17 protein-coding genes are annotated in these 19,914 nt (G+C 36.0%); 5 read left to right on the top strand and 12 right to left on the bottom strand.

Annotated features, from left to right (window positions below; all coding sequences use genetic code 11):
* Positions 1–62: 62 nt before the first annotated feature.
* From IRZ80_RS15245 to IRZ80_RS15230, 4 genes are all read right to left on the bottom strand, one after another.
* Positions 63–185: a FeoB-associated Cys-rich membrane protein gene (locus IRZ80_RS15245; RefSeq protein ID WP_194642437.1), complete on the bottom strand. Its 123-nt coding sequence runs from the start codon at positions 183–185 to the stop codon at positions 63–65.
* Between the two features lie 6 nt (positions 186–191).
* Positions 192–2,291 carry a ferrous iron transport protein B gene (gene feoB, locus IRZ80_RS15240; RefSeq protein WP_194642436.1) on the bottom strand — a complete coding sequence of 700 codons (2,100 nt, stop codon included), beginning with the start codon at positions 2,289–2,291 and terminating at the stop codon, positions 192–194.
* Positions 2,288–2,530, bottom strand: coding sequence for a ferrous iron transport protein A (locus IRZ80_RS15235; protein WP_115814808.1), 243 nt, complete (start codon positions 2,528–2,530; stop codon positions 2,288–2,290). The genes feoB and IRZ80_RS15235 overlap by 4 nt, the downstream gene beginning before the upstream one ends.
* Positions 2,531–2,601: 71 nt before the next feature.
* Positions 2,602–3,279: an SCO family protein gene (locus IRZ80_RS15230; protein WP_194642435.1), complete on the bottom strand. Its 678-nt coding sequence runs from the start codon at positions 3,277–3,279 to the stop codon at positions 2,602–2,604.
* A gap of 131 nt (positions 3,280–3,410) precedes the next feature.
* Between IRZ80_RS15230 and IRZ80_RS15225 the strand changes: the two genes are divergently transcribed.
* Positions 3,411–5,474 carry a M13 family metallopeptidase gene (locus IRZ80_RS15225; protein ID WP_194642434.1) on the top strand — a complete coding sequence of 688 codons (2,064 nt, stop codon included), beginning with the start codon at positions 3,411–3,413 and terminating at the stop codon, positions 5,472–5,474.
* 134 nt (positions 5,475–5,608) lie between these two features.
* On the opposite strand, the gene IRZ80_RS15220 is transcribed toward IRZ80_RS15225, so the two are convergent.
* The gene (locus tag IRZ80_RS15220; RefSeq protein WP_228520920.1) at positions 5,609–6,529 is read right to left on the bottom strand and encodes a DMT family transporter; all 921 of its coding nucleotides are present in this window, start codon (positions 6,527–6,529) and stop codon (positions 5,609–5,611) included.
* Between the two features lie 490 nt (positions 6,530–7,019).
* On the opposite strand from IRZ80_RS15220, the gene IRZ80_RS15215 reads away from it, so the two are divergent.
* Complete coding sequence (locus tag IRZ80_RS15215; protein ID WP_228520919.1) at positions 7,020–9,362, top strand: CHASE domain-containing protein; 2,343 nt, start codon at positions 7,020–7,022, stop codon at positions 9,360–9,362.
* A 14-nt stretch (positions 9,363–9,376) separates the two neighbouring features.
* Here IRZ80_RS15215 and IRZ80_RS15210 read toward each other — a convergent pair whose 3' ends face one another.
* The 4 genes from IRZ80_RS15210 to IRZ80_RS15195 are packed head-to-tail and all read right to left on the bottom strand — an operon-like array spanning position 9,377 to position 12,177.
* Entirely contained in the window at positions 9,377–10,201 is an 825-nt protein-coding gene (locus IRZ80_RS15210; protein WP_194642432.1) for an SDR family oxidoreductase, read from the bottom strand.
* Positions 10,202–10,236: 35 nt separating this feature from the next.
* Positions 10,237–10,788 carry a DUF2199 domain-containing protein gene (locus tag IRZ80_RS15205; protein WP_194642431.1) on the bottom strand — a complete coding sequence of 184 codons (552 nt, stop codon included), beginning with the start codon at positions 10,786–10,788 and terminating at the stop codon, positions 10,237–10,239.
* A gap of 52 nt (positions 10,789–10,840) precedes the next feature.
* Complete coding sequence (locus IRZ80_RS15200) at positions 10,841–11,290, bottom strand: GNAT family N-acetyltransferase (RefSeq protein ID WP_194642430.1); 450 nt, start codon at positions 11,288–11,290, stop codon at positions 10,841–10,843.
* A complete protein-coding gene (locus tag IRZ80_RS15195) occupies positions 11,287–12,177 on the bottom strand; it encodes a LysR family transcriptional regulator (protein WP_194642429.1) in 891 nt (296 codons plus the stop codon). Before IRZ80_RS15195 ends, IRZ80_RS15200 begins: the two co-directional genes overlap by 4 nt.
* Before the next feature lie 145 nt (positions 12,178–12,322).
* Here IRZ80_RS15195 and IRZ80_RS15190 point away from each other — a divergent pair, with 145 nt between their 5' ends.
* Complete coding sequence (locus tag IRZ80_RS15190) at positions 12,323–12,718, top strand: rhodanese-like domain-containing protein (RefSeq protein ID WP_194642428.1); 396 nt, start codon at positions 12,323–12,325, stop codon at positions 12,716–12,718.
* A gap of 23 nt (positions 12,719–12,741) precedes the next feature.
* On the opposite strand, the gene IRZ80_RS15185 is transcribed toward IRZ80_RS15190, so the two are convergent.
* Entirely contained in the window at positions 12,742–13,281 is a 540-nt protein-coding gene (locus tag IRZ80_RS15185) for a DUF4375 domain-containing protein (RefSeq protein ID WP_194642427.1), read from the bottom strand.
* A gap of 207 nt (positions 13,282–13,488) precedes the next feature.
* On the opposite strand from IRZ80_RS15185, the gene IRZ80_RS15180 reads away from it, so the two are divergent.
* Complete coding sequence (locus IRZ80_RS15180) at positions 13,489–14,373, top strand: DUF1080 domain-containing protein (RefSeq protein WP_194642426.1); 885 nt, start codon at positions 13,489–13,491, stop codon at positions 14,371–14,373.
* 353 nt (positions 14,374–14,726) lie between these two features.
* On the opposite strand, the gene IRZ80_RS15175 is transcribed toward IRZ80_RS15180, so the two are convergent.
* Entirely contained in the window at positions 14,727–15,218 is a 492-nt protein-coding gene (locus IRZ80_RS15175; RefSeq protein ID WP_194642425.1) for a hypothetical protein, read from the bottom strand.
* Positions 15,219–15,461: 243 nt separating this feature from the next.
* Between IRZ80_RS15175 and IRZ80_RS15170 the strand changes: the two genes are divergently transcribed.
* A complete protein-coding gene (locus IRZ80_RS15170) occupies positions 15,462–17,375 on the top strand; it encodes a M1 family aminopeptidase (protein ID WP_194642424.1) in 1,914 nt (637 codons plus the stop codon).
* Positions 17,376–17,512: 137 nt separating this feature from the next.
* Here IRZ80_RS15170 and IRZ80_RS15165 read toward each other — a convergent pair whose 3' ends face one another.
* Positions 17,513–19,906 carry a M28 family peptidase gene (locus IRZ80_RS15165; protein WP_194642423.1) on the bottom strand — a complete coding sequence of 798 codons (2,394 nt, stop codon included), beginning with the start codon at positions 19,904–19,906 and terminating at the stop codon, positions 17,513–17,515.
* Between the last annotated feature and the right edge of the window lie 8 nt (positions 19,907–19,914).

Genomic DNA, 19,914 nt, shown 5'->3' with positions numbered 1-19,914 from the left:
TTTTTGCCCCATACTAATTATTATTTTAGATTTTTAACAGGCTCTAAGTATTGGAATCCCAATCAACTGCAGCCACAATCACCATTTCCGCAGTTTTTGTCCGATTTTTTTTTGAAGAAAAATTTACGGATTAAAAATGCAAGTGCGATGATAAGTATAACAAAGGCTATAATTTCCTGAATCATTATGCTTTATTTTAAGATTTGAAAAGCAATTAATGCTACTACGTATGCTAAAGTACTCATAAAGACAAGCTGACCGGCCGGCCATTTCCAAGAATTGGTTTCTTTCTTTGTTATGGCAAGCGTACTGGCACACTGCATAGCAAAAGCATAAAACATTAATAAGGAAATACCCGAAGCAAAATTGAATATTTTTTCACCGGTTACCGGATTCACTTCATCGGCCATTTTATTTTTTATAGTATTTTCATTGTCGGTTCCGCCCACACTGTAGATGGTTGCCAGAGTGCCTACAAAAACTTCTCTGGCGGCAAATGAACTGATAATGGCTATGCCTATTTTCCAGTCGTATCCTAATGGAGAGATAATTGGTTCTATGCCTCTTCCCATTAATCCAATATAAGAGTTTTCGAGTTTTTGAGAGGCCACAGCATTATCAAATTCTGTTGATGACAGCGGATGTTCTTTTGCATTTTCAAAGACAATCTTTTCGGCATCTTTAAACTCTTTTCCTGGTCCGTAAGAAGCCAAAAACCATAGAATGATGGATATTGCCAAAATGATTTTTCCAGCTCCAGTAACGAATGCTTTTGTTTTTTCAATTACGTTGATGGCAACATTCTTAAACATTGGCAGCTTGTAATTAGGCATTTCTACAACGAAAAATGTTTTGCCTTTTACTTTCAAAATAAGATTCAGAATATAAGCAGCTAGAATTGCCATTCCAAAACCGATAACATACAGCAGCATTAAGGTTAATCCCTGAAGATTTAAAATTCCAAAAACATAAGTATCAGGAATTACCAATCCAATAATAATGGCATAAACAGGTAAACGGGCAGAGCAGGTTGTAAAAGGAGTTACCAGTATAGTAATCAGTCTTTCTTTCCAGTTTTCGATATTTCGGGTCGCCATAATAGCTGGAATAGCACAGGCAGTTCCTGAAATTAAAGGAACTACGCTTTTTCCGGATAATCCAAACCGGCGCATGATTTTGTCCATTAAAAAAACAACACGGCTCATGTAACCGCTTTCCTCGAGTATCGAAATGAACAGAAACAGGAAGGCAATCTGGGGTATAAATATTAAAATACCGCCAATTCCCGGTATTATTCCCTGCGAAATCAAATTTGTCAGCATTCCTGAAGGTAAATGTTCTCCAGCTATGGTGCTTAGTGTAGCAAAAGTACTGTCGATAAAATCCATCGGAATTTTTGACCATTCGAAAATTGATTGAAAAATCACAAACAAAATCACGAAGAAAATGGCGTAGCCCCACACTTTATGAGTAAGTACACGGTCTAGTTTACTTCGGTAATCTTTGGCAATACTAGCATCAACTTTCAGACCTTCTTTTAAAACATTGTTGATGAACTGATAGCGTTTGATGGTTTCTTTTTGCTGCAGACGCTTCAAATCCGAATGGGATTTCGTAAACGTGCTTCGGATTTCATTTCGCTCCAAATTCAAAAAGTTGACATCCTGTGTGATAACCAGCCACAATTTATACAGCAGCTGATTAGGAAAGGCCTGCTGAAGACTGTCAAAATATGGCTTATCGATTACTGAAGCATTCAAACAAGGTTCTGCCGAAATGGTTTTGTAACTGATAATTAGGTTTTTCAATTCTTCGATTCCGTACCCTTTTCTGGAACTTATTAATGCAATTTTGGTTTTTAAGTGTTCCTCAAGATAGGGAATATCCAGGCTGATTCCTTTGGTTTCCATTCGATCTGCCATATTAATGACCAAAATAGTTGGAATTTCAAGGTCTTTTATCTGTGTATAAAGAAGTAAATTTCGTTTTAGATTTTCTACATCAGTAACAACTAATGCAACGTCTGGATAGAGACGGTCATTTTTGTTCAGCAGGAGTTCAATAACAACACTTTCATCAATTGAACTGGCATTTAGACTGTAAGTACCGGGTAAATCAAGAATATTGGCTTTGATATTGTTGGGCAGTTTACAAAAACCCATTTTTTTCTCTACGGTAATTCCGGGATAGTTCCCCACTTGCTGATTTAAACCAGTAAGCTGATTAAAAACTGAAGTTTTCCCAACATTTGGGTTTCCAATTAATGCAACGTTGATGTTTTTTAAACTCATTTTTCTGAAGTATTAATCAGTTCTACTTCAATAAGTTTGGCGGTTTCAATACGAATAGCAAGGTGTGAGCCATTTATATCTAGATACAGAGGATCACCAAACGGAGCCACCTGAAGCAATTCAACGTCATTACCTGGCAAACAGCCCATTTCCAGAAGTTTTAATGGGATTAAATCGATATCAAAATCCAGGATAGTGGCTTTTTGGCCTTTTTTGAGAGAATGTATCGTTGTTTGCAAAGCTTATTTAGATTGAATTTAGATTGCAAAAATACATTTTTATTTATAACTATACTTGATTATTATCAGTTTTACTCATTTTTTTCATTGGCGCAAAGCCAATCAATATCTTCAATTAATCTTTGAATTTCCTCTTTCTTAGTACCGTCATAAAATCCGCGGACGCGCTTTTTTTGGTCAACCAAAACAAAATTTTCAGTATGCACCATATCGTATAACTGGTCTGGTCTGCCCATTTTTACGGCCAAGTATGATTTTCGTGCCATTGTGTAGATTTCTTTTTTGTCACCGGTAACCAGATTCCATTTGGCATCAATGACACCATACTTTTTTGCATACTCTTTTAATGCAGGCACGGTGTCAGTTTCCGGGAAGACAGAAAGCGAGAGCAGTTTAACTTTTGGATTCTTCTTGATTGCTTTTTGCACATCGACTAGGTTAGTTGTCATTTTTGGACAAATAGAACCGCAGGTTGTAAAGAAAAAATCGGCTACGTATACTTTTCCTTCATAGTCTTTTTGGGTAATGGTTTTTCCATTTTGATTAGTAAAGGAAAAATCAGCGATTGTGTGGTATTTGCTGACGTATTGAACGGTTGAGTCTACTAATTCTGGGTTTACATCAGCCGGATTATAGATTGGCAGTGTTTTATTGGGTTTCAAGGCTGAATAAAACAAGTACAATGTTACGATTGAAAAAATTAAAACAATGGTTAGGTAGGTTCGATATTTTTTGAAGAAAGCAGACATAATTGTGATTTGATGCAAAAATACAAAAAGTAGTTTCTTTTTCAGGTTTTTTAATTTTATGTATTTTTTTAAAAATATAACAAAACGATAAATTATTTATATGTTTGTAACAACTTCTAAACAATTTATTAATGAAAAATGTATTGACAAAAAGGGTTTTATTTGCGATCCCTGCATTGATTTGGGCATCTCAAAGCCAAGCGCAGTCAGCAGCAAAGATGGCTGAACCAGGAATCAATGTCACATTTATGGACAAAAATGTAAAGCCAAATGATAATTTTTACCAATTTGTAAATGGAACTTGGTTAGAAAAAACCCAAATTCCAAATGATAGAACAACTTGGGGATCTTCTAGCGAGCTGGTTAAGAAAACAGATAAAGATGCTCTGGATATTTTGAAAGAATCTTCAAAAAATCCAAAGTATAAATCAAATACTGATCAGGGAAAAGCTATTAATCTTTATAAGTCATTCCTTGATACAGTAGTCAGAAATAAGCAGGGAATTAATCCATTGAAACCGTATTTGGCAAAAATCGATAAGATAAAAAATATCGAGGATCTGCAAAAAATACTGATTGAAATGGAATCGATTGGCGGAATTGGTTTTTTTGGAGTTGGAGTAGGAGCGGATGAGAAAGACAGCAATAAAAATACAGTTAGTCTTGGCTTAGGAAGACTGGGGCTGCCAGACAGAGATTATTATGTTTCTGATGATAAAGATTCTAAAGAAAAAAGAGAAAAATACCTGCTGCATGTTGCTAGAATGCTTCAGTTTATAGGTGAAAATCCAAAGCAGGCCAATGAGAGCGCTGCAAAAATTTTAGCTTTGGAAACTTCTATGTCAAAACCTAGATTGGATAGGGTTGAACGAAGAGATTCCAGACTGCAGTACAATCCCACGACAATTGCCGATTTACAAAAAATGGTACCGGCAATCAATTGGGAAAATTATTTTTCGGGAGTTGGATTTTCAAAATTAAGTACAGTCAATGTTGATCAGCCTCGTTATATGAAAGCGTTGCAGGCTATTTTTACCGAAAATAAAGTGGATGACTGGAAAGAATTTATGAAATGGACTCTGTTGAATAATTCAGCCAGCAAATTATCAATGAATATAGATGCTGCTGATTTTGATTTTTATGAAAAAACATTAACAGGTGCCATTACACAAAGACCTCTTGAAGAAAGAGCTTTACTGATTGTGAATAGAAATATTGGAGAAGCTTTAGGGAAATTATATGTTGAAAAATTATTTCCTGCAGAAGCGAAAGCAAAAGCGGAGAAGATGATTAAAAACATCATCAAAGGTTATGAATTCAGAATTAACAATTTAACTTGGATGTCTGCTGAAACAAAAGTAAAAGCAATTGAAAAATTAAATAAAATTTCTATAAAAGTCGGATATCCGGATAAATGGAAAGATTATTCAAAACTAGTAATAAAAGCGCCTTCTGAAGGAGGCAGTTATTTTGAGAATTCAAAAAATGTTTCAGTCTGGAATCATCAAAAAGCTATTGAGGAACTTTCAAAACCAGTTGATAAAACAGAATGGCACATGTCTCCGCAAACTGTAAATGCTTATTATAACCCATCTTATAACGAAATTGTTTTCCCTGCAGCCATTTTACAGCCTCCATTTTATAATTACCAAGCCGATGAAGCTGTAAATTATGGAGGAATTGGAGCTGTTATCGGACATGAAATATCTCATGGATTTGACGATTCAGGAGCGCGCTACAATGCTGATGGAAATCTTGTTGACTGGTGGACTGCCGAAGATTTAAAACAATTTAGTGCATTAGGAACAGCTCTTGCCGATCAGTACAGTGCATTAGAGCCTTTACCGGGAATACATGTCGACGGTAAATTTACGCTTGGCGAAAATATTGGCGATTTAGGGGGAGTAAACGCCGCTTATGATGGATTGCAATTGTTTTTGAAAGAAAACGGAAGACCCGAACTAATTGATGGATTTTCACCAGAACAGCGTTTCTTTATATCTTGGGCTACCGTATGGCGCATCAAAATGCGTGATGAAGCTATCAAAAACCGTGTAAAAACAGATCCGCATTCGCCGGGTATGTATAGAGGTTATGTACCATTACAGAATATTGATGCTTTTTATCAAGCATTTGATATTAAATCGGGTGAAGGAATGTTTATCGTTCCTGAGAAAAGAGTTAAAATCTGGTAGTAAATAATTTTAGCTAAAAGCATAAAAAATCCCATCAGATTCTAAAACTGATGGGATTTTTTTATGTCTTTTAAAACCAAATTCGATATAAGATTTGAGTATTATGAAAGAATCAGATGTAATTATACTTCTGGTCAGCGTTTTTTTCGCATGGCGAAATTAATAAGATACAAACCTATTAAAGTAACGCTTCCGCCAAAAATAATTGCCGAGGTTAAAGGTTCTTCAAAAATCAATGAGCCAAGAATTACTGCAACTATTGGATTCATATAAGCATAAAGGCTGCTCAGTTCTGTTGGGAGTTTCTGCAGTGCATAAATAAAAGCAATAAAAGTTAAAAGCGATCCAATAATTACCAAATAAGCAATTGCCCACCAGGAATTTACAGGGATTTCAGACAGGGGAATACCCGTTCCAGTGGCACCTATCAACGAAAAAAGAAAAATACTGGAAATAAACATCTGCAGGCCTAAACTAAAATACGGATTAAAACTTGCGGCCTTTTTCTTGGTGTATAATGTTCCAAATGACCATGTAATAGTTGCCATTATAGAAAGCACAATCCCAAATTGAAAGTCAGGCTGCAAAAAATCAAGCAGGTGTTCGTAGAAAATAATGCAGACACCGCCAAAACAGATTAAAATTCCTAAAACTGCTAATCTGGTGATGCGTTCGCCTTTGCAAAAATTAATTAGTAAAATCCACAAAGGAACCATTGCTGCTATGATAGCGCCCAAACCGCTGCTAATATATTTTACGCCCCAAGTACTAAGACCGTTACTTAAAAAGAAATTGAGCAGACTTAAAATCAGAATTGTTCTCCATTGTTTTCCTTTAGGCCAAGGCTCTTTTTTAAAAATAAAGAAACATAAATAAAGAAATCCAGCTATAAACTGTCTTATGGCAGCAAGCTGCAGTCCCGGCATATGTCTCACACCTTCCTTGGATGCCAGCCATGTGGTGCCCCAAAAAAATCCTACCCAGCACAATGCGAAAATAGGTAACCCGATGGCGTTAATTCTGGATTTTATAGCAGTTTTTATTTTTGTTCTCAATTTATAAACTATTTTTAATAAAGGCATCTGCCAAAAAACCTTTCGATTTTGTCGGTCTAAAGCAGTTTTAATGCAAGGTTAGGAGTAACCAAACCGTGGCAAAGGTAAGATTAAAACAATGTCTTTTTACTGTAATTTTTTTCTGTTTTAAGATAGTTTCTAAAATAAAATGGAATGAAAACCATTCGAGAACAGCGGATTTGATTCATATAATAACAGATCTTACCGCAGATTTTGTTTTCTGTTGCCAGAGACCGAATGTTTTTTAAACTTACAAAAGCTGTAATAAAAGACGGTTTATTTTTATAAATTGTTAAGTTTTTAACATGATTTTTTAATATTATTATTTTTTATTAATTTGTTCTTTATTAAAGGATTTTTTTTTAAGTTTAAAAAACGGATTTATACCTTTCAGATAAATGATAATTTAAACTGAAGATAAAAAATATCGCTTTCCATAAGTTACTTTAACTGCTGAAGAAATAGTAAGATGCCAAATGTAAGACATATAAAAAATAGCGCTGCAAAAAATCACAACCCTTTGTGGAATTCTTTTGTAATTCTATTTGTTGGACTTATAATAACTTTTGGTGTTTCCCATTATGTAAGCCAGGATGATGAATCTCAGTCTCAAAAAGAGTTCGTTCTGGCATGTAATGAGGTTAAAACAAAGATTTTCCTCCGAATCAATCTGCATGTACAATTTCTTCTTAATGCTTCTTCTTTTTTTGAAGCTTCCCAATTAGTCACTCGGAAAGAGTGGGAGCAATTCAATAAATTTTCAACAGTGAATGAAAATTTTAAAGGAGTCCAGGGTTTTGGATATGCAGCTATCGTAAAAAAAGAGCAGTTAAAAAAACACATTCAGAATATTCAGAAAGAAGGATTTTCAAAATACACAGTTTATCCTGCGGGAGACAGAGCAGTTTACACTTCGATCATTTATCTTGAGCCATATAATGAAAGAAATGCCCGGGCTCTGGGTTTCGATATGTTTTCAGAATCAGTCAGACGTAAAGCGATGGAAAAAGCCCGGGATTATAATATGCCGGTTCTGTCAGGAAAAGTAGTGCTGCGCCAGGAAACTAAAAAAAATGTTCAGGCAGGGACATTAATCTACGTTCCTGTTTATAAAAATACGCTAATAAATACAATAGCAGAAAGGCGTTCGGCTATATTGGGATGGGTTTTCAGCCCTTTTCGGATGGATGATTTAATGAAAAGTATTTTAGAGGAATGGAAGTTAGACGGTGACAAAAATATTCATTTGAAAATTTATGACGGCGAATTCCTCTCACAAAAAACACTATTGTTCGATAACCATGAAAACAGTATAAAAAGCAGCGATACCAAGATTAGAACGCGAATACTTCCAGTTTTGTTTAATAATAAAAAATGGACTTTGGTATTTTCCCAGCCAATTGGAAGCTCCTTTTTCTTTTCGGGTAAAACACTAGTGGCAGCAATTGGCGGCATCGTAATAAGTCTGCTGTTATTTGCATTATCTTATTCCTTATTAATAACCAAACGGCGTGCAAAAATCATTGCATGGCGTTTAAGTCAGGATCTTTCGGTTAAAAACAAAGAGTATGAGCGGATAAATAATTCGCTCAAAAAAAATTATAAAAAATTAATTTCATCTAAGGAAAAACTAAAAGAAGCCATCAGTGAACTGCAGAAAGCTAAAATAAAAGCAGAAGAAAGCGACCAGTTAAAATCTGCTTTTCTCGCCAATATGAGTCATGAGATCAGAACTCCGATGAATGGAATAATGGGGTTTGCCGAATTATTGAAAGAAGCTGATCTAAGCAGTGAAGAACAGAAGAATTACCTTGAAATTATCGAAAAGAGCGGTACCCGTCTGCTTAATATTATCAATGATATTGTCGATATTTCAAAAATTGAGGCTGGGCAGATGAACGCTGTTTTTTCAGCGACAAATATTGATGAACTGCTCCAGTACATACATACTTTTTTTAAGCCCGAAACACAGGAGAAAGGAGTGCTTCTTCTTCTTAAAACGCCTCTGGACGGGGATGAAACTATAATTAGGACTGACCGCGAAAAACTATATGCCATTCTTATCAATCTGGTTAAAAATGCAATCAAGTTTACTATCAAAGGAATTATAGAATTTGGATATACAGAAAAGGATGATCATATTGAATTTTTTGTAAAAGATACTGGAATAGGAATTCCAAAAGACAGGCATAATGCTATATTTGAACGTTTTATTCAAGCTGATTTCAATGATAAAATGGCACGTCAGGGAGCTGGTTTGGGTTTGTCTATAGCAAAGGCTTATGTAGAATTGCTCGGCGGTAAAATCTGGGTAGAAAGCGAGCCGGAAAAAGGATCTATATTTTATTTTACAATTCCAAGTATGGTGAAGTTGGAAGAAAACTACTGTACAGAAATCAATATGCCGGCGTGTCAATTCGATTGTGAGATCGCAAAACTGAAAATACTGATTGCTGAGGATGATAAAATATCCAGGCTGTTAATTCTAAAGGTTTTAAATCCATTTGGAAAAGAAATTATAACAGCAAAAACAGGAGTTGAAGCGGTAAAAATCTGCCGTAATAATCCTGATATTGATTTAATTCTGATGGACATGCAGATGCCGCAGATGAATGGATATGAAGCTACAAAGGAAATCAGAAAATTCAATAAAAAAGTAATTATTGTTGCCCAGACAGCTTTTGCGCTGGAAGGGGATAAAGAGAAAACAATAAAAGCAGGATGTGACGGTTATATTTCTAAACCAATTAAAAAGGAAGAATTGTCAAGACTGCTGCAAAGCCATTTTGGGAAGCAGCGAGAGCTTAACTAATTTTAGTTTTCTATTTATAAATTTGGTTTTATAAATTGATATTCCAAAATTTTTTCGATTTTTTCGCCTGAAATCAGTTTACCAGCCGAAGGTTTAGTGTGGTCAAATTTAGGCGGAGATAAGTTCAGTCCGGAAGCTTTTTCAGTATAATATTTCTCTCTTGTGGGATGAAAAGGACTTACTCCGTTGTAGATTTCGTTCCAGGAACCGGCAGTAATTATTTTTAGGATTATCCCAATGCAGTCTTCCTGATGAATAAAATTAATACAGGAATCCGGATTCTCCAGATTTTCTTTTCCAGCCAAAAATTTAATAGGATTCCGGTCTTCGCCAATGAGTCCGCCGAAACGCAGAATCGTGGTTTTGAAGCTGGAATTGTTCTGCAGCAGCGTTTCTGCTTCCAGTAATTGTTTTCCGCTTTCAGTATCTGGTTTTGGATGGGTTTCTTCGGTGATTCTTCCATTGGCTACACCATAAACTGAAGTTGAACTCACAAAGAGGACATTTTTTACAGCAGCGTTTTCAAGAAATGAAATCAGATTCTTTATTTTTTCGACAAATACCTTTTCTTCCACAGTCGAAGAATCATTGTTTTTTCCTCTCAATTGAGGCGGAATATTGACAATTAAAGTCTCGCTTCCGTTGAGAAAATTTTCGACGGCACCGTTTATGTTTTTGCTGTCAAGCGAAATTAAAAAAGCTTCAATTCCCAACGATTTTAATATAGGAAGTTTACTTTCGGACGTGGTCGAACCTTTCACGTAAAACCCATTTGTCAATAATGTTTTCGCCAAAGGCAGACCCAGCCAGCCACAGCCTAATATGCTTATTTGTTTCATTTTAAGTTTTTATAATTTTTTATGCGACGATAGTTTCAGTTTGTATTATGCTGACTTTTAATAATTTCGTCTACAATTTCCACCGCTTTCTTATAGGTAATTCCATTCTCTTGATCTATTGTCAAAGGATGTTCTTCTTCAATTGATTTTATTACAGGAATTATTCCCATTTCTTGTTCTATTGCAATCGTTTTAATATTTAATGTGTCTTCGTAAGTTGGAACAGTCGTCTGTAACCAGCCAAAATAAGGTTTTTCATTTATTCTGCTTGGATCTTCCCATAAGTCCATTCGTTTACTAAAATTGTCAGCACTTATTGATGTCCATACATTAAAAATTAAATCTTGATTATGATCAACAATTGGAATTGTCAGTCTGCCATGATGAAAAAAATGCTGTTTGTCAACTACACACAAACTTTCTTTTAGTTCGATCCTTTTTTCTCTATCTTCTGGCGGAACAGAAAAGTAATAGTCGGGAAATTCAGAACCAAAACAAAGTGGTAACTCGTCATACTTTTGTCCACAGCAAGAACATTTATATACTGGTTTGCTGTTGTTCTTTTTTAAAAATTTGAAAAGTTTCATTTTCTCAACTGTTTTTTTGTCTTGGTTGTTTTTAAGAGGTATTTCTATTCATTTATAAATCCAGAAAAAACCGCACTTTGTCTTTTCCTGTCGCGCCGATGCGGCGGTAAAATTTAATGGCTCTTTCGTTGAATTCAGGAGTCTGCCATTGTATATTGATACAGTTTTTGTCTGCTGCAATCTGTTTTAACTTTTCGATCAGGGCTTCGCCAATGCCAAAACCGCGGAAACCTTCTTCGAGATACAGGCAATCCATATACATAAAAGTGGCCGCGTCCCAGGTTGAAAAATCAAAAGTATAACTCGTATAGCCAGCTATTTTATCATTGACTTCTGCAATCAGACAGGATAATTTTGGGTTTTCGCCAAACAAAGCGTTTTTGAGCTTTTCTCCTTTTCCAGCGGGATCAAAAGAGGCTTGTTCGTATTCGGTATGTTTTTGGCACAAATCAATTAAAATGCTTATATCGTCTGGCTGGCAGTTTCGTATCAGAAAGTTCATTGGAGATTAATTTCGTTTTGTAAAAAGCCAATAAAATGACTGAAATATTCCGGATATTCTTTTTCGGCCCTGATGGCGATGAAATGTTTTCTTTTCAGCCCGTTTTTGCCAATTTTTATGGCTTTGACAGCACCATTTTTTAAATACGGCTGTAACGCCCATTTTGCCATTGACATCACACCCATATCAGCTTTGACCATTTCTATTGAGGCTTCGGTGAGTGGCAGCGGCGTTATTTTTTTTGGTGTTATTTTGGCTGGTGCCAAAAACATCTGATGCACAGTAACGGTTTCCAGCGGAAGAGAATGAATGATTAAATGTTCATTGGCAAAATCTTCGGGAGTCACATATTTTTTATTGGCCCACGGATGATTTTCGGAAACGGCCATCATCACTTCATCCTGAAAAAGTTCTATATATTTTATTCTGCCGTCTTTGATCTGGTCACTGACAATTCCGATGTCGATTACATTATCCAATAGTTTCTGTAATGGATAATGAGTGGCTTCGGTAACGATTTTCAATTCAATATTTGGATATAAATCATGAAACTGCTTTATAACTGAAGGCAGCCAATGGTAACTGGAAAAACATTCGGTACTGATGCGGATTTCGCCAAATTCTCCAAAAACCATTTCCTTGATTTGAAGTTCCGTTTCCGAAAGTTTGTCTAGGATTTCATTGGCTATTCCATACACTTTCTCGCCGGCTTTGGTCGGAATCAGTTTTTTATTCGTTCTCAAAAACAATTTGGTACCCAATTGATATTCGGCTTCCTTGAGCTGATGACTCAAGGCAGATTGTGTCAAATGCAGTTTGTCAATCGCTTTTGTGATGCTCCCTTCTTCGACAATTGCCTTTATCAATTTGAGATGTCTGATTTCCATTTAAAGAATTGTTTTTACAAAGGAACAAAAAATCTGCATGGATTTATATGAAAAGAATTAATGCAATGAATGAATTCTTTTCGTTAGTATTTGAAAAACAGTTACTTTAATTTTGGAGTATTAATCAATCTAAAAAATTATATAAATGGAAGAGCAGATAAAATTTTATGAAAACAAATTAGCCTTTGAGATGGATCCATCCGATTTGTTTGACGCTTTGAACAATGGCGAAAAAGTAATCGCACTCGATGCCCGAAAAGCATTTGGTTATGAGGCAGAGCATATTCCAAACGCAATTAATATGCCGCACCGCGAAATGAATGCAGAAACAACAGCCCATTTGGACAGAGAAGTTTTGTATGTAACCTATTGCGATGGGATAGGCTGTAATGCCTCGACCAAAGGCGCACTGAATATGGCCAGATTAGGATTCAAGGTAAAAGAATTAATCGGCGGTATCGAATGGTGGAAATTTGACGGCTACGCGACAGAAGGAACCAGCGGAAACAAAGTCGGACTGAAAATTGAATGTGCTTGTTAAAATGAAAATTATTGATCAGAAGGCTATTCTCTTTTGATCTCGTGTCCTATGAATTCTTCCAGAACAGTAAACATTTCGTCTACGGAAAGTATTTCTGTGTCTGGATGTGATTTCAAGAAATTAGCATTTAGTTCTATCAGGTTTTCTTCTATTTCAAAAAAAGTATCATTATTCAATAAATCTCTAATTGGGTTTACACCTTCGAGTCTGCTTTTGAAGAATTTTTCTCTTTTGACGCTGCTCATCAGTTTTACTTTTTTGCATTGCTGCTGGAACAGTTCCAAATGTTTTTCGGCACCAAGTAATTGAAGTCCTTCTTCAATAAGTTCATTTAATTCAGTGTTCCAGCGCGAATTATATACAAATTGGGCAAAATTCCCTTCAGTGTATTGGGAAACGTAATAATCCAGATAATAACTCATCAGAGCATCTTCATGAATCAGATCATCATCTACTTTTTCTTCGCGCATTAAATTGATTACTGAAATATTAGAATTGATGATGTCTTGAGGATTTTCGCTGTTTGATGCGGTTTCTGAAATAATGATTCTGCCGAATTCCATGTGAATTAATTTTATATAATAGACTGCAAAATTGCATCAAATAATATTGCTAATACGCAACTGATTTTGTTTTTTATCAAATAAAAATCATTTATTAGATAAAATAAAAGAAAAATCTTATTTTTTAATAAGGTATAAAACTGCATCTTTAATAAAATCATTAGTTTTGTTATACTAACTGCTATTTAAATAACCAACAGAGACCTTATGAAAAAAACTTCTTTATTACTATTGCTTGGGCTTCTTTTCAGTTTAACTTCCTTAACAAAAGAAAGTCATTTCAAGGATGAGGGCTGGATAAATTTATTGGACAATAATCTGAGTAAATGGGAAATGTACCTGAGTTATAAACATCAAAATGGGTATTCTGGAAAAATTCCAACGGATGCTGACGGTAAGGAAATCATGCCAATTGGCTATAACAAAAATGTAAATAATATGTTTACGGTAATTCAGGATAAAAATGAGCCGGTGCTGAAAGTTTCAGGGGAATATTATGGCTGTGTTTTTACCAAAGAAAAATTTAAAAACTATCGCTTAAAGCTAAAAGTAAAGTTTGGAACCAAAAAATGGGAGCCTAGAGCAGACAAACTTATGGATGCAGGCGTACTTTATCACTCTCAAGGCGAAGCAGGGGTAGATTACTGGCGTGCCTGGATGCTGGCGCAGGAGTTTCAGGTTATGGAAGGACATTTTGGAGATTATTGGAACATTGCCAATGCTGCTATCGACATCAGAGCGTATCTTCCAGAAGGAACAATGAGTGCAGTTGCTGATGAAAGCCAAAATTTTTTATCATTTGGCACCCACACAAATAACACTGGTTTCTGCATGCGAAAAATGAGAGCCGAAACACCTAATAACGGCTGGACAGAAATTGAATTAGTTTGTTTTGAGGGTAAAAGCCTTCATATAATTAATGGTAAAGTGGTAATGGTTTTGCAAAATTCCCGTTATTATGACGGCAAGGAATTTCAGCCTCTAATAGAAGGCAAAATACAGCTGCAGAGTGAAGCTGCTGAGGTTTATTACAAGGACATTAAAATAAAACCGATAAATAAAATGCCGGCTGAATTTGAAAAATTATTTTAAATAAAGAGCTGTTGATTATCAATTTCTAAAAAAAACGGAAATAGCTTTAAAAGTCATTTCCGTTTCATCCTGCTTCCCAAAAGAGGCAGCATTTAACACCAGAAAATCAATTATCTGATGTATATAATTGTTATTTTACTGTTTCCTCTGGAATAAATTCCTGACAGAGTTGTTACTGCACAAGGACTGACTGTAGAGTCATAATCTCCTGAAGTTATGTTATATTATCAATTTTTAAATTAATAATAGCTAAATTAGCTTTAGAGAGCTTGGAGACTGTTACATAATTATTGAAATTGTTTACATTATTCTTACCATAACTAAAAACGCTGTGATTGGTTTTGTAAATCTGTTTAAATTACAAATTTATTCTTGTGGTGTTTTTCAATGTTTTTGGTCAATTCCTCAGCTTTTTGTGTGCCGATTAAGATTTTTTCTCCGCTGTTTAATTCAACCGCCAGTCCTGTTTTTCCTTTAGTGTTATAAACAGTCCCATAAGAAGTAAATAACCGGACTCCGTAACCGACAAACTTATATTCTATAATTGCTGCAGATTTTATTTCATCCCATTTCAATGTTTTTTTTGTCAATGGAATAAAAGTAATGCGTATTTCTTTTTCGTCTATTTCTGTTTCCAGTTTCATGTACCAGAAGAAAGCTATCAGTCCGAATGGAATTAGCGTAAAGAAAATCAGTCCCATATCTGACATTGGCTTGTTCCCAAAAGGCACATCTTTAATCAGCTGGCTGAAAAGGCCGTAAACTTGAAAAATTCCAAGCCCGATTAAAAATAACCATAACCACCATTGGGTAAATTTTTGTTTTTCTTTGAATATTGTTTCCATTAAAATGCCGATTTATAAATGAATATTTTGATAATTTTATAGGTTTTCAAATATAATCTTTTAGAGCGGATTTTAGGAAATAAAACTAGTGATTCATTCTTACTTTTTTCGATGGCATAAACCAGATAAACACTATAAAAAAAGACAAATTTTATGCTGGTTAAACGAATGGTATTTTGTGGTTGGTTTTTAAGTCTTTAAAACAAAACCAATGATTATATTTGGCACATTAATAGAATTGAAATGAGAAAAAGTCTTTTGCTGGCTGTACAGATTTTAATGATTTTAAGCTGTGTTCAAAAAAGCACAAGCCAAACATCAGATATTGCCCAGATTGAACGAAAGACAGCGGTCCAGAAGATGAACCTGAGTGTTAATCCCAATACATTAAATTATGATGTTACTTATCAAAAATTGGAATTTACTGTAGATCCGGCCAAATATTTTATTTCAGGAATTGTGACCAGTACTTTTACTGCATTGTCTGATCTTAACTCAGTGACTTTTGATTTAACGAATAAACTCACAGTAAGTGCTGTTATTCAGAATGGCGTGTCATTAGCCTTTGTGCAAAATGCCAATAATGAATTAGTCATTACTTTACCTGCTATTTTAAAATCGGGAGCTTCGGCTTCTCTCGAAATTAGATATTCAGGGACTCCGGCCACAGGGGAGAAAGCATTTATTACTGCGGCACACAATGGTTCTCCTATTTTATATACTTTATCAGAACCTTATGGATCTCGCGACTGGTGGCCCTGCAAGCAGGATTTGAATGATAAAATTGATGCAGTTGATGTTTACATTACGGCACCTTCACAATATGTCAGTGTTTCCAATGGTGTTGAGCCCGAAGCACCCGTAATTAACGGAGCCAGCAAAACTACCCATTTTCATCACGGTTATCCTATTCCCGCTTATTTAGTTGCTATAGCGGTCACTAATTATAGTATTTACAATCAGCAGGGAGGAACTGCGCCCAGCCAGTATCCCATCATCAATTACATTTATCCCGAAACGTTAGCATCGGTTAAAACAAAATTGGACCAGACGCCATTGATTTTGAATTTTTACGAAAACCTTTTTGAAATCTATCCTTTTCATGCCGAGAAATATGGACACGCGCAGTTTGAATGGGGAGGCGGAATGGAGCATACTACGGTTTCTTTTATGAATAGTTTTGAAAGAGATTTAATTGCTCATGAAATGGCTCACCAATGGTTTGGAAACAAAGTCACCTGCGGTACTTGGAATGATATTTGGCTGAATGAAGGTTTTGCGGTTTATGCAGCTTCCCTCGTTATCGAAAACTTTGACGGACAGAATGCCTTTGTTTCTGAAAAAAATAAAATGATTGATAACATAGTTTCCAAAACTAATGGATCCGTATATGTAACAGATGCTGAGCTTTCTAATGTTGACAGGATTTTCAGTTCCCGATTAACCTATGACAAAGGAGCAATGGTGCTAAACATGCTCCGTTTTAAAATGGGGGATGCTTTGTTTTTTCAAGGAATAAAAAATTATTTAAAAGACCCGAATCTTGCTTATAAATATGCCAAAACTTCGAATCTGCAATCGCATTTGGAAGCTGTTTACGGCAATAGTCTGACGGAATTTTTTAATGACTGGGTTTATGGGCAGGGCTATCCAAGTTATAGCATTTCTGCTGAAAATTTAGACAGCGGTGAAGCCAGATTTACGGTCAGTCAGACACAATCGGATGCTTCAGTTTCCTTTTTTGAGATGCCCGTTCCTATCAGGATTTTTGGAAGCGGAGGACAGCAATTGGATTTGGTTCTGAATAATACTTTCAATGGGGAAACTTTTACCGAAAAAGTACCTTTTACGATTACAAGCATCACATTTGACCGTGCAAAAAATATTATTTCCAAAGACAATACAACAATTACATCTTCCAAAAAAAATGAACTGAGCACGGCACAGTTATTCTTAAACCCTGCCAATAATATTCTTTCACTTGACATTCCTAGTGGTATAACTGTCGAAAAAGTGCAGTTTTATAACATGGCTGGTCAAAGAATAAGAACTACAAATGCTGTGTCCAGCTGGGATGTCAGCTCTTGGGCTTCTGGTGTTTATCTGATAAAACTAAAAACAAATACCGGCACACAGCAGTTAAAATTTATAAAGTAATAGAACTTTTTAATCTGTTTGATAAAAATGCTTATGTAATTGCACATTTATGAAAAAAAGGAACAGAGATATTCAAAGTCATTTTATTAAACTTTGGATATCTCTGTTTTTTTTTGAGAAGTTTTACGAAACTGCTTTTACTTTACTTTCAAACTATCTTTCACTACTCTCAAACTGTCAGCCACAATCGGCTGTACAGCTACAGGTTTAATTGTTGGAGCAGCTTTCGGTCTGCGTCTTATTTTTTGGGTAATAATTACCGCATTGTTTAATACAAATGGTGTAGGCATCATCCAGTTTTCCCTTGGAGTCATGGAGAAAATTGGGTTGACCATCAAGTCAAAAGAACTTTCCATCACATCCATATCAAGAATCGTCGCTTTGTTTATTGTGAACTGTAACACCAGCGGTTCGTTGTTGACTACATAATAGCTCAGCAGTTTTTTGCCGTTTCGTTCTAATTCGGTTCCCTGCTGTCCAAGAGTCGAAGTTCCGTTGGCTTTGAAATTATAAAAACGCATAATTTCATTAGCAAAAACATCATAGCGGTTGACTTTTCGGTTTGGCGTGATCTGTATTTTTAGGAATCTTTTATGGCCTACTACGCTGTCTTTTAGGAACGAAATGCTTGGTTTTGCTATGTCTTTGTTTGGAGCTTCGGCAGAATAGGTGAACTCTGAATTGTATTTGCTGTACAGCTTCAAATCATTGAAAATTTTCGCGCCTTTCGGCTTTTCTCCTAGATAACCTTTTGTCCAGGAATCCAGATTGGTGTCATAAGTCAGCCAATGTGCTTTGTTGGTATCCGCATTATAGTAATACACCAAACTGTTCGATTTAGCTTCACCCGCTTCGTAACCCGAATGGTATTGCGCTTTCGCGAAAAAGATAACGGCTGTTAAAAAGAAAAACAGCGACCAGATTCCTTTTTTGGCGAAAGCCCCAAAAACAGGCAGTATTAAGACAAATAATAAAACCGTCAAAATTGCGCTACCAAACAGTATTTTCAGTCCCAAACCTATCGGAAACATTTGAATAAATGGTGCAACAATCAGTAAGGCGGGAATAGCGCAGATGAGGTTTACAATCCAATTCGATCTTTGGCTAAATACAAAAACCGCAAAGGCAAACAATCCAAAATACACAGGAATAATCAGGAATCCTGCACCCTGCAGACTATTGGCAAGAAAACCGTTCAGCACAATCCAAAAAATAAGCGGCATCACATAATGGTTCATTGCTACTTTGGGTTGTGAACCAATTTGATAAAAGAAAAAACAAATCGAAAGGCTCAGCAATACAAAAGCCGCAATATAATCGTGGCCGTTGTACGTAAAACCGTTAAGCAGATCATTGTACTGCGGATTAATCAGCAGCAGTCCTTTCCATCCATAATACGTTATCAGTCCGACAAAAATCAGTGAACCGAGGAAAGGGAAGAAGCCTTTCATAATATCGGACAGCTTCAGCATTCTTTTGGCTTTGCCAATAAATACCAAAATGATTAAAACGCCAACAGCGATCAGTGTCATTGGTATTACCCAGTCAAAAGGATAGCTGATAAAAGCAAACGGAATCGTAAAATAAACATCATCTGATGCGGAAGCTGTAGCATTCAGATCGGCATTCGAAAAGTGATTCAGTAGCGGCATCAGGTATGAACCTTGGTGTTTAAGCGTGCTTTTGTCTAAATGCGCTACATCGTCCTGTTGGGTATGGTAGTTAAAATGACTGTCGATAAAAGCAAAATTGAAACCCTGAATATCGCCCTTTTCCCGAAAAACAGTCAAATCTGTATCATTCGGCAGCATTTTGTAAATGCTGTACATCAGTGAATTTGAAACCGCATATGCTGGATCTGCTTTGGCAAATTCCTTTACCAAACCAGCATTCCCCTTGTTGGTCTCCATCAGCATATAACTCGGCCCTGATGAACCGCGGGCTTCAAAATTCAATACTAGCCCTACCTGTTTTGCCCATTTATGTTCGGTTACAAAAAGCGAAGCGCCGTTTAAGCCTAATTCCTCCGCATCTGTAAACAGAATGATAATGTCGTTTTGGTGTTTGGTTCTTGCATTCAAAAAAGCGCGAACACCTTCCAAAATCGTCGCCACACCCGATGCATCATCGCTCGCTCCGTGCGAGAAGGAATGCGGTGCGCTGTCATAATGTGAAAGCAGAAGCAGGGCTTTGCCACCCGGTTTAGTCCCGTCAATACGGCACATAATGTTTTTGGATTTTACTAAATTCCCCCAGTCTGTAAGTGTATAGCCTTCCTGAACTGTTGTTTCTAAGCCCAGTTTTTCAAGCTCGGCGATGATATAATTGGCAACAGCTTCATGGTTTTTGGTGCCTACATAATGCGGATGCTGTGCAATCGCTTCGACATGTTCCATGGCTCTGTCCGTCGAAAATTCAGTGACTTTCTTTTCCTCACCCTCCGAATACGAAGGCATTAGCGAGGCAAACAGTAAGCCCAAAATCCCAAGGATTACGGCAGCGGTTATAATGGAGGAATAATTTTTCTTCATTAGTATGT

This window comes from Flavobacterium sp. HJJ (assembly GCF_015351475.1).
In the GTDB taxonomy this organism is placed as follows: Bacteria; Bacteroidota; Bacteroidia; order Flavobacteriales; family Flavobacteriaceae; genus Flavobacterium; species Flavobacterium marginilacus.
The sequence above is the reverse complement of the archived record's forward strand: the minus strand, read 5'-3'. Positions and strand labels throughout refer to the sequence as shown.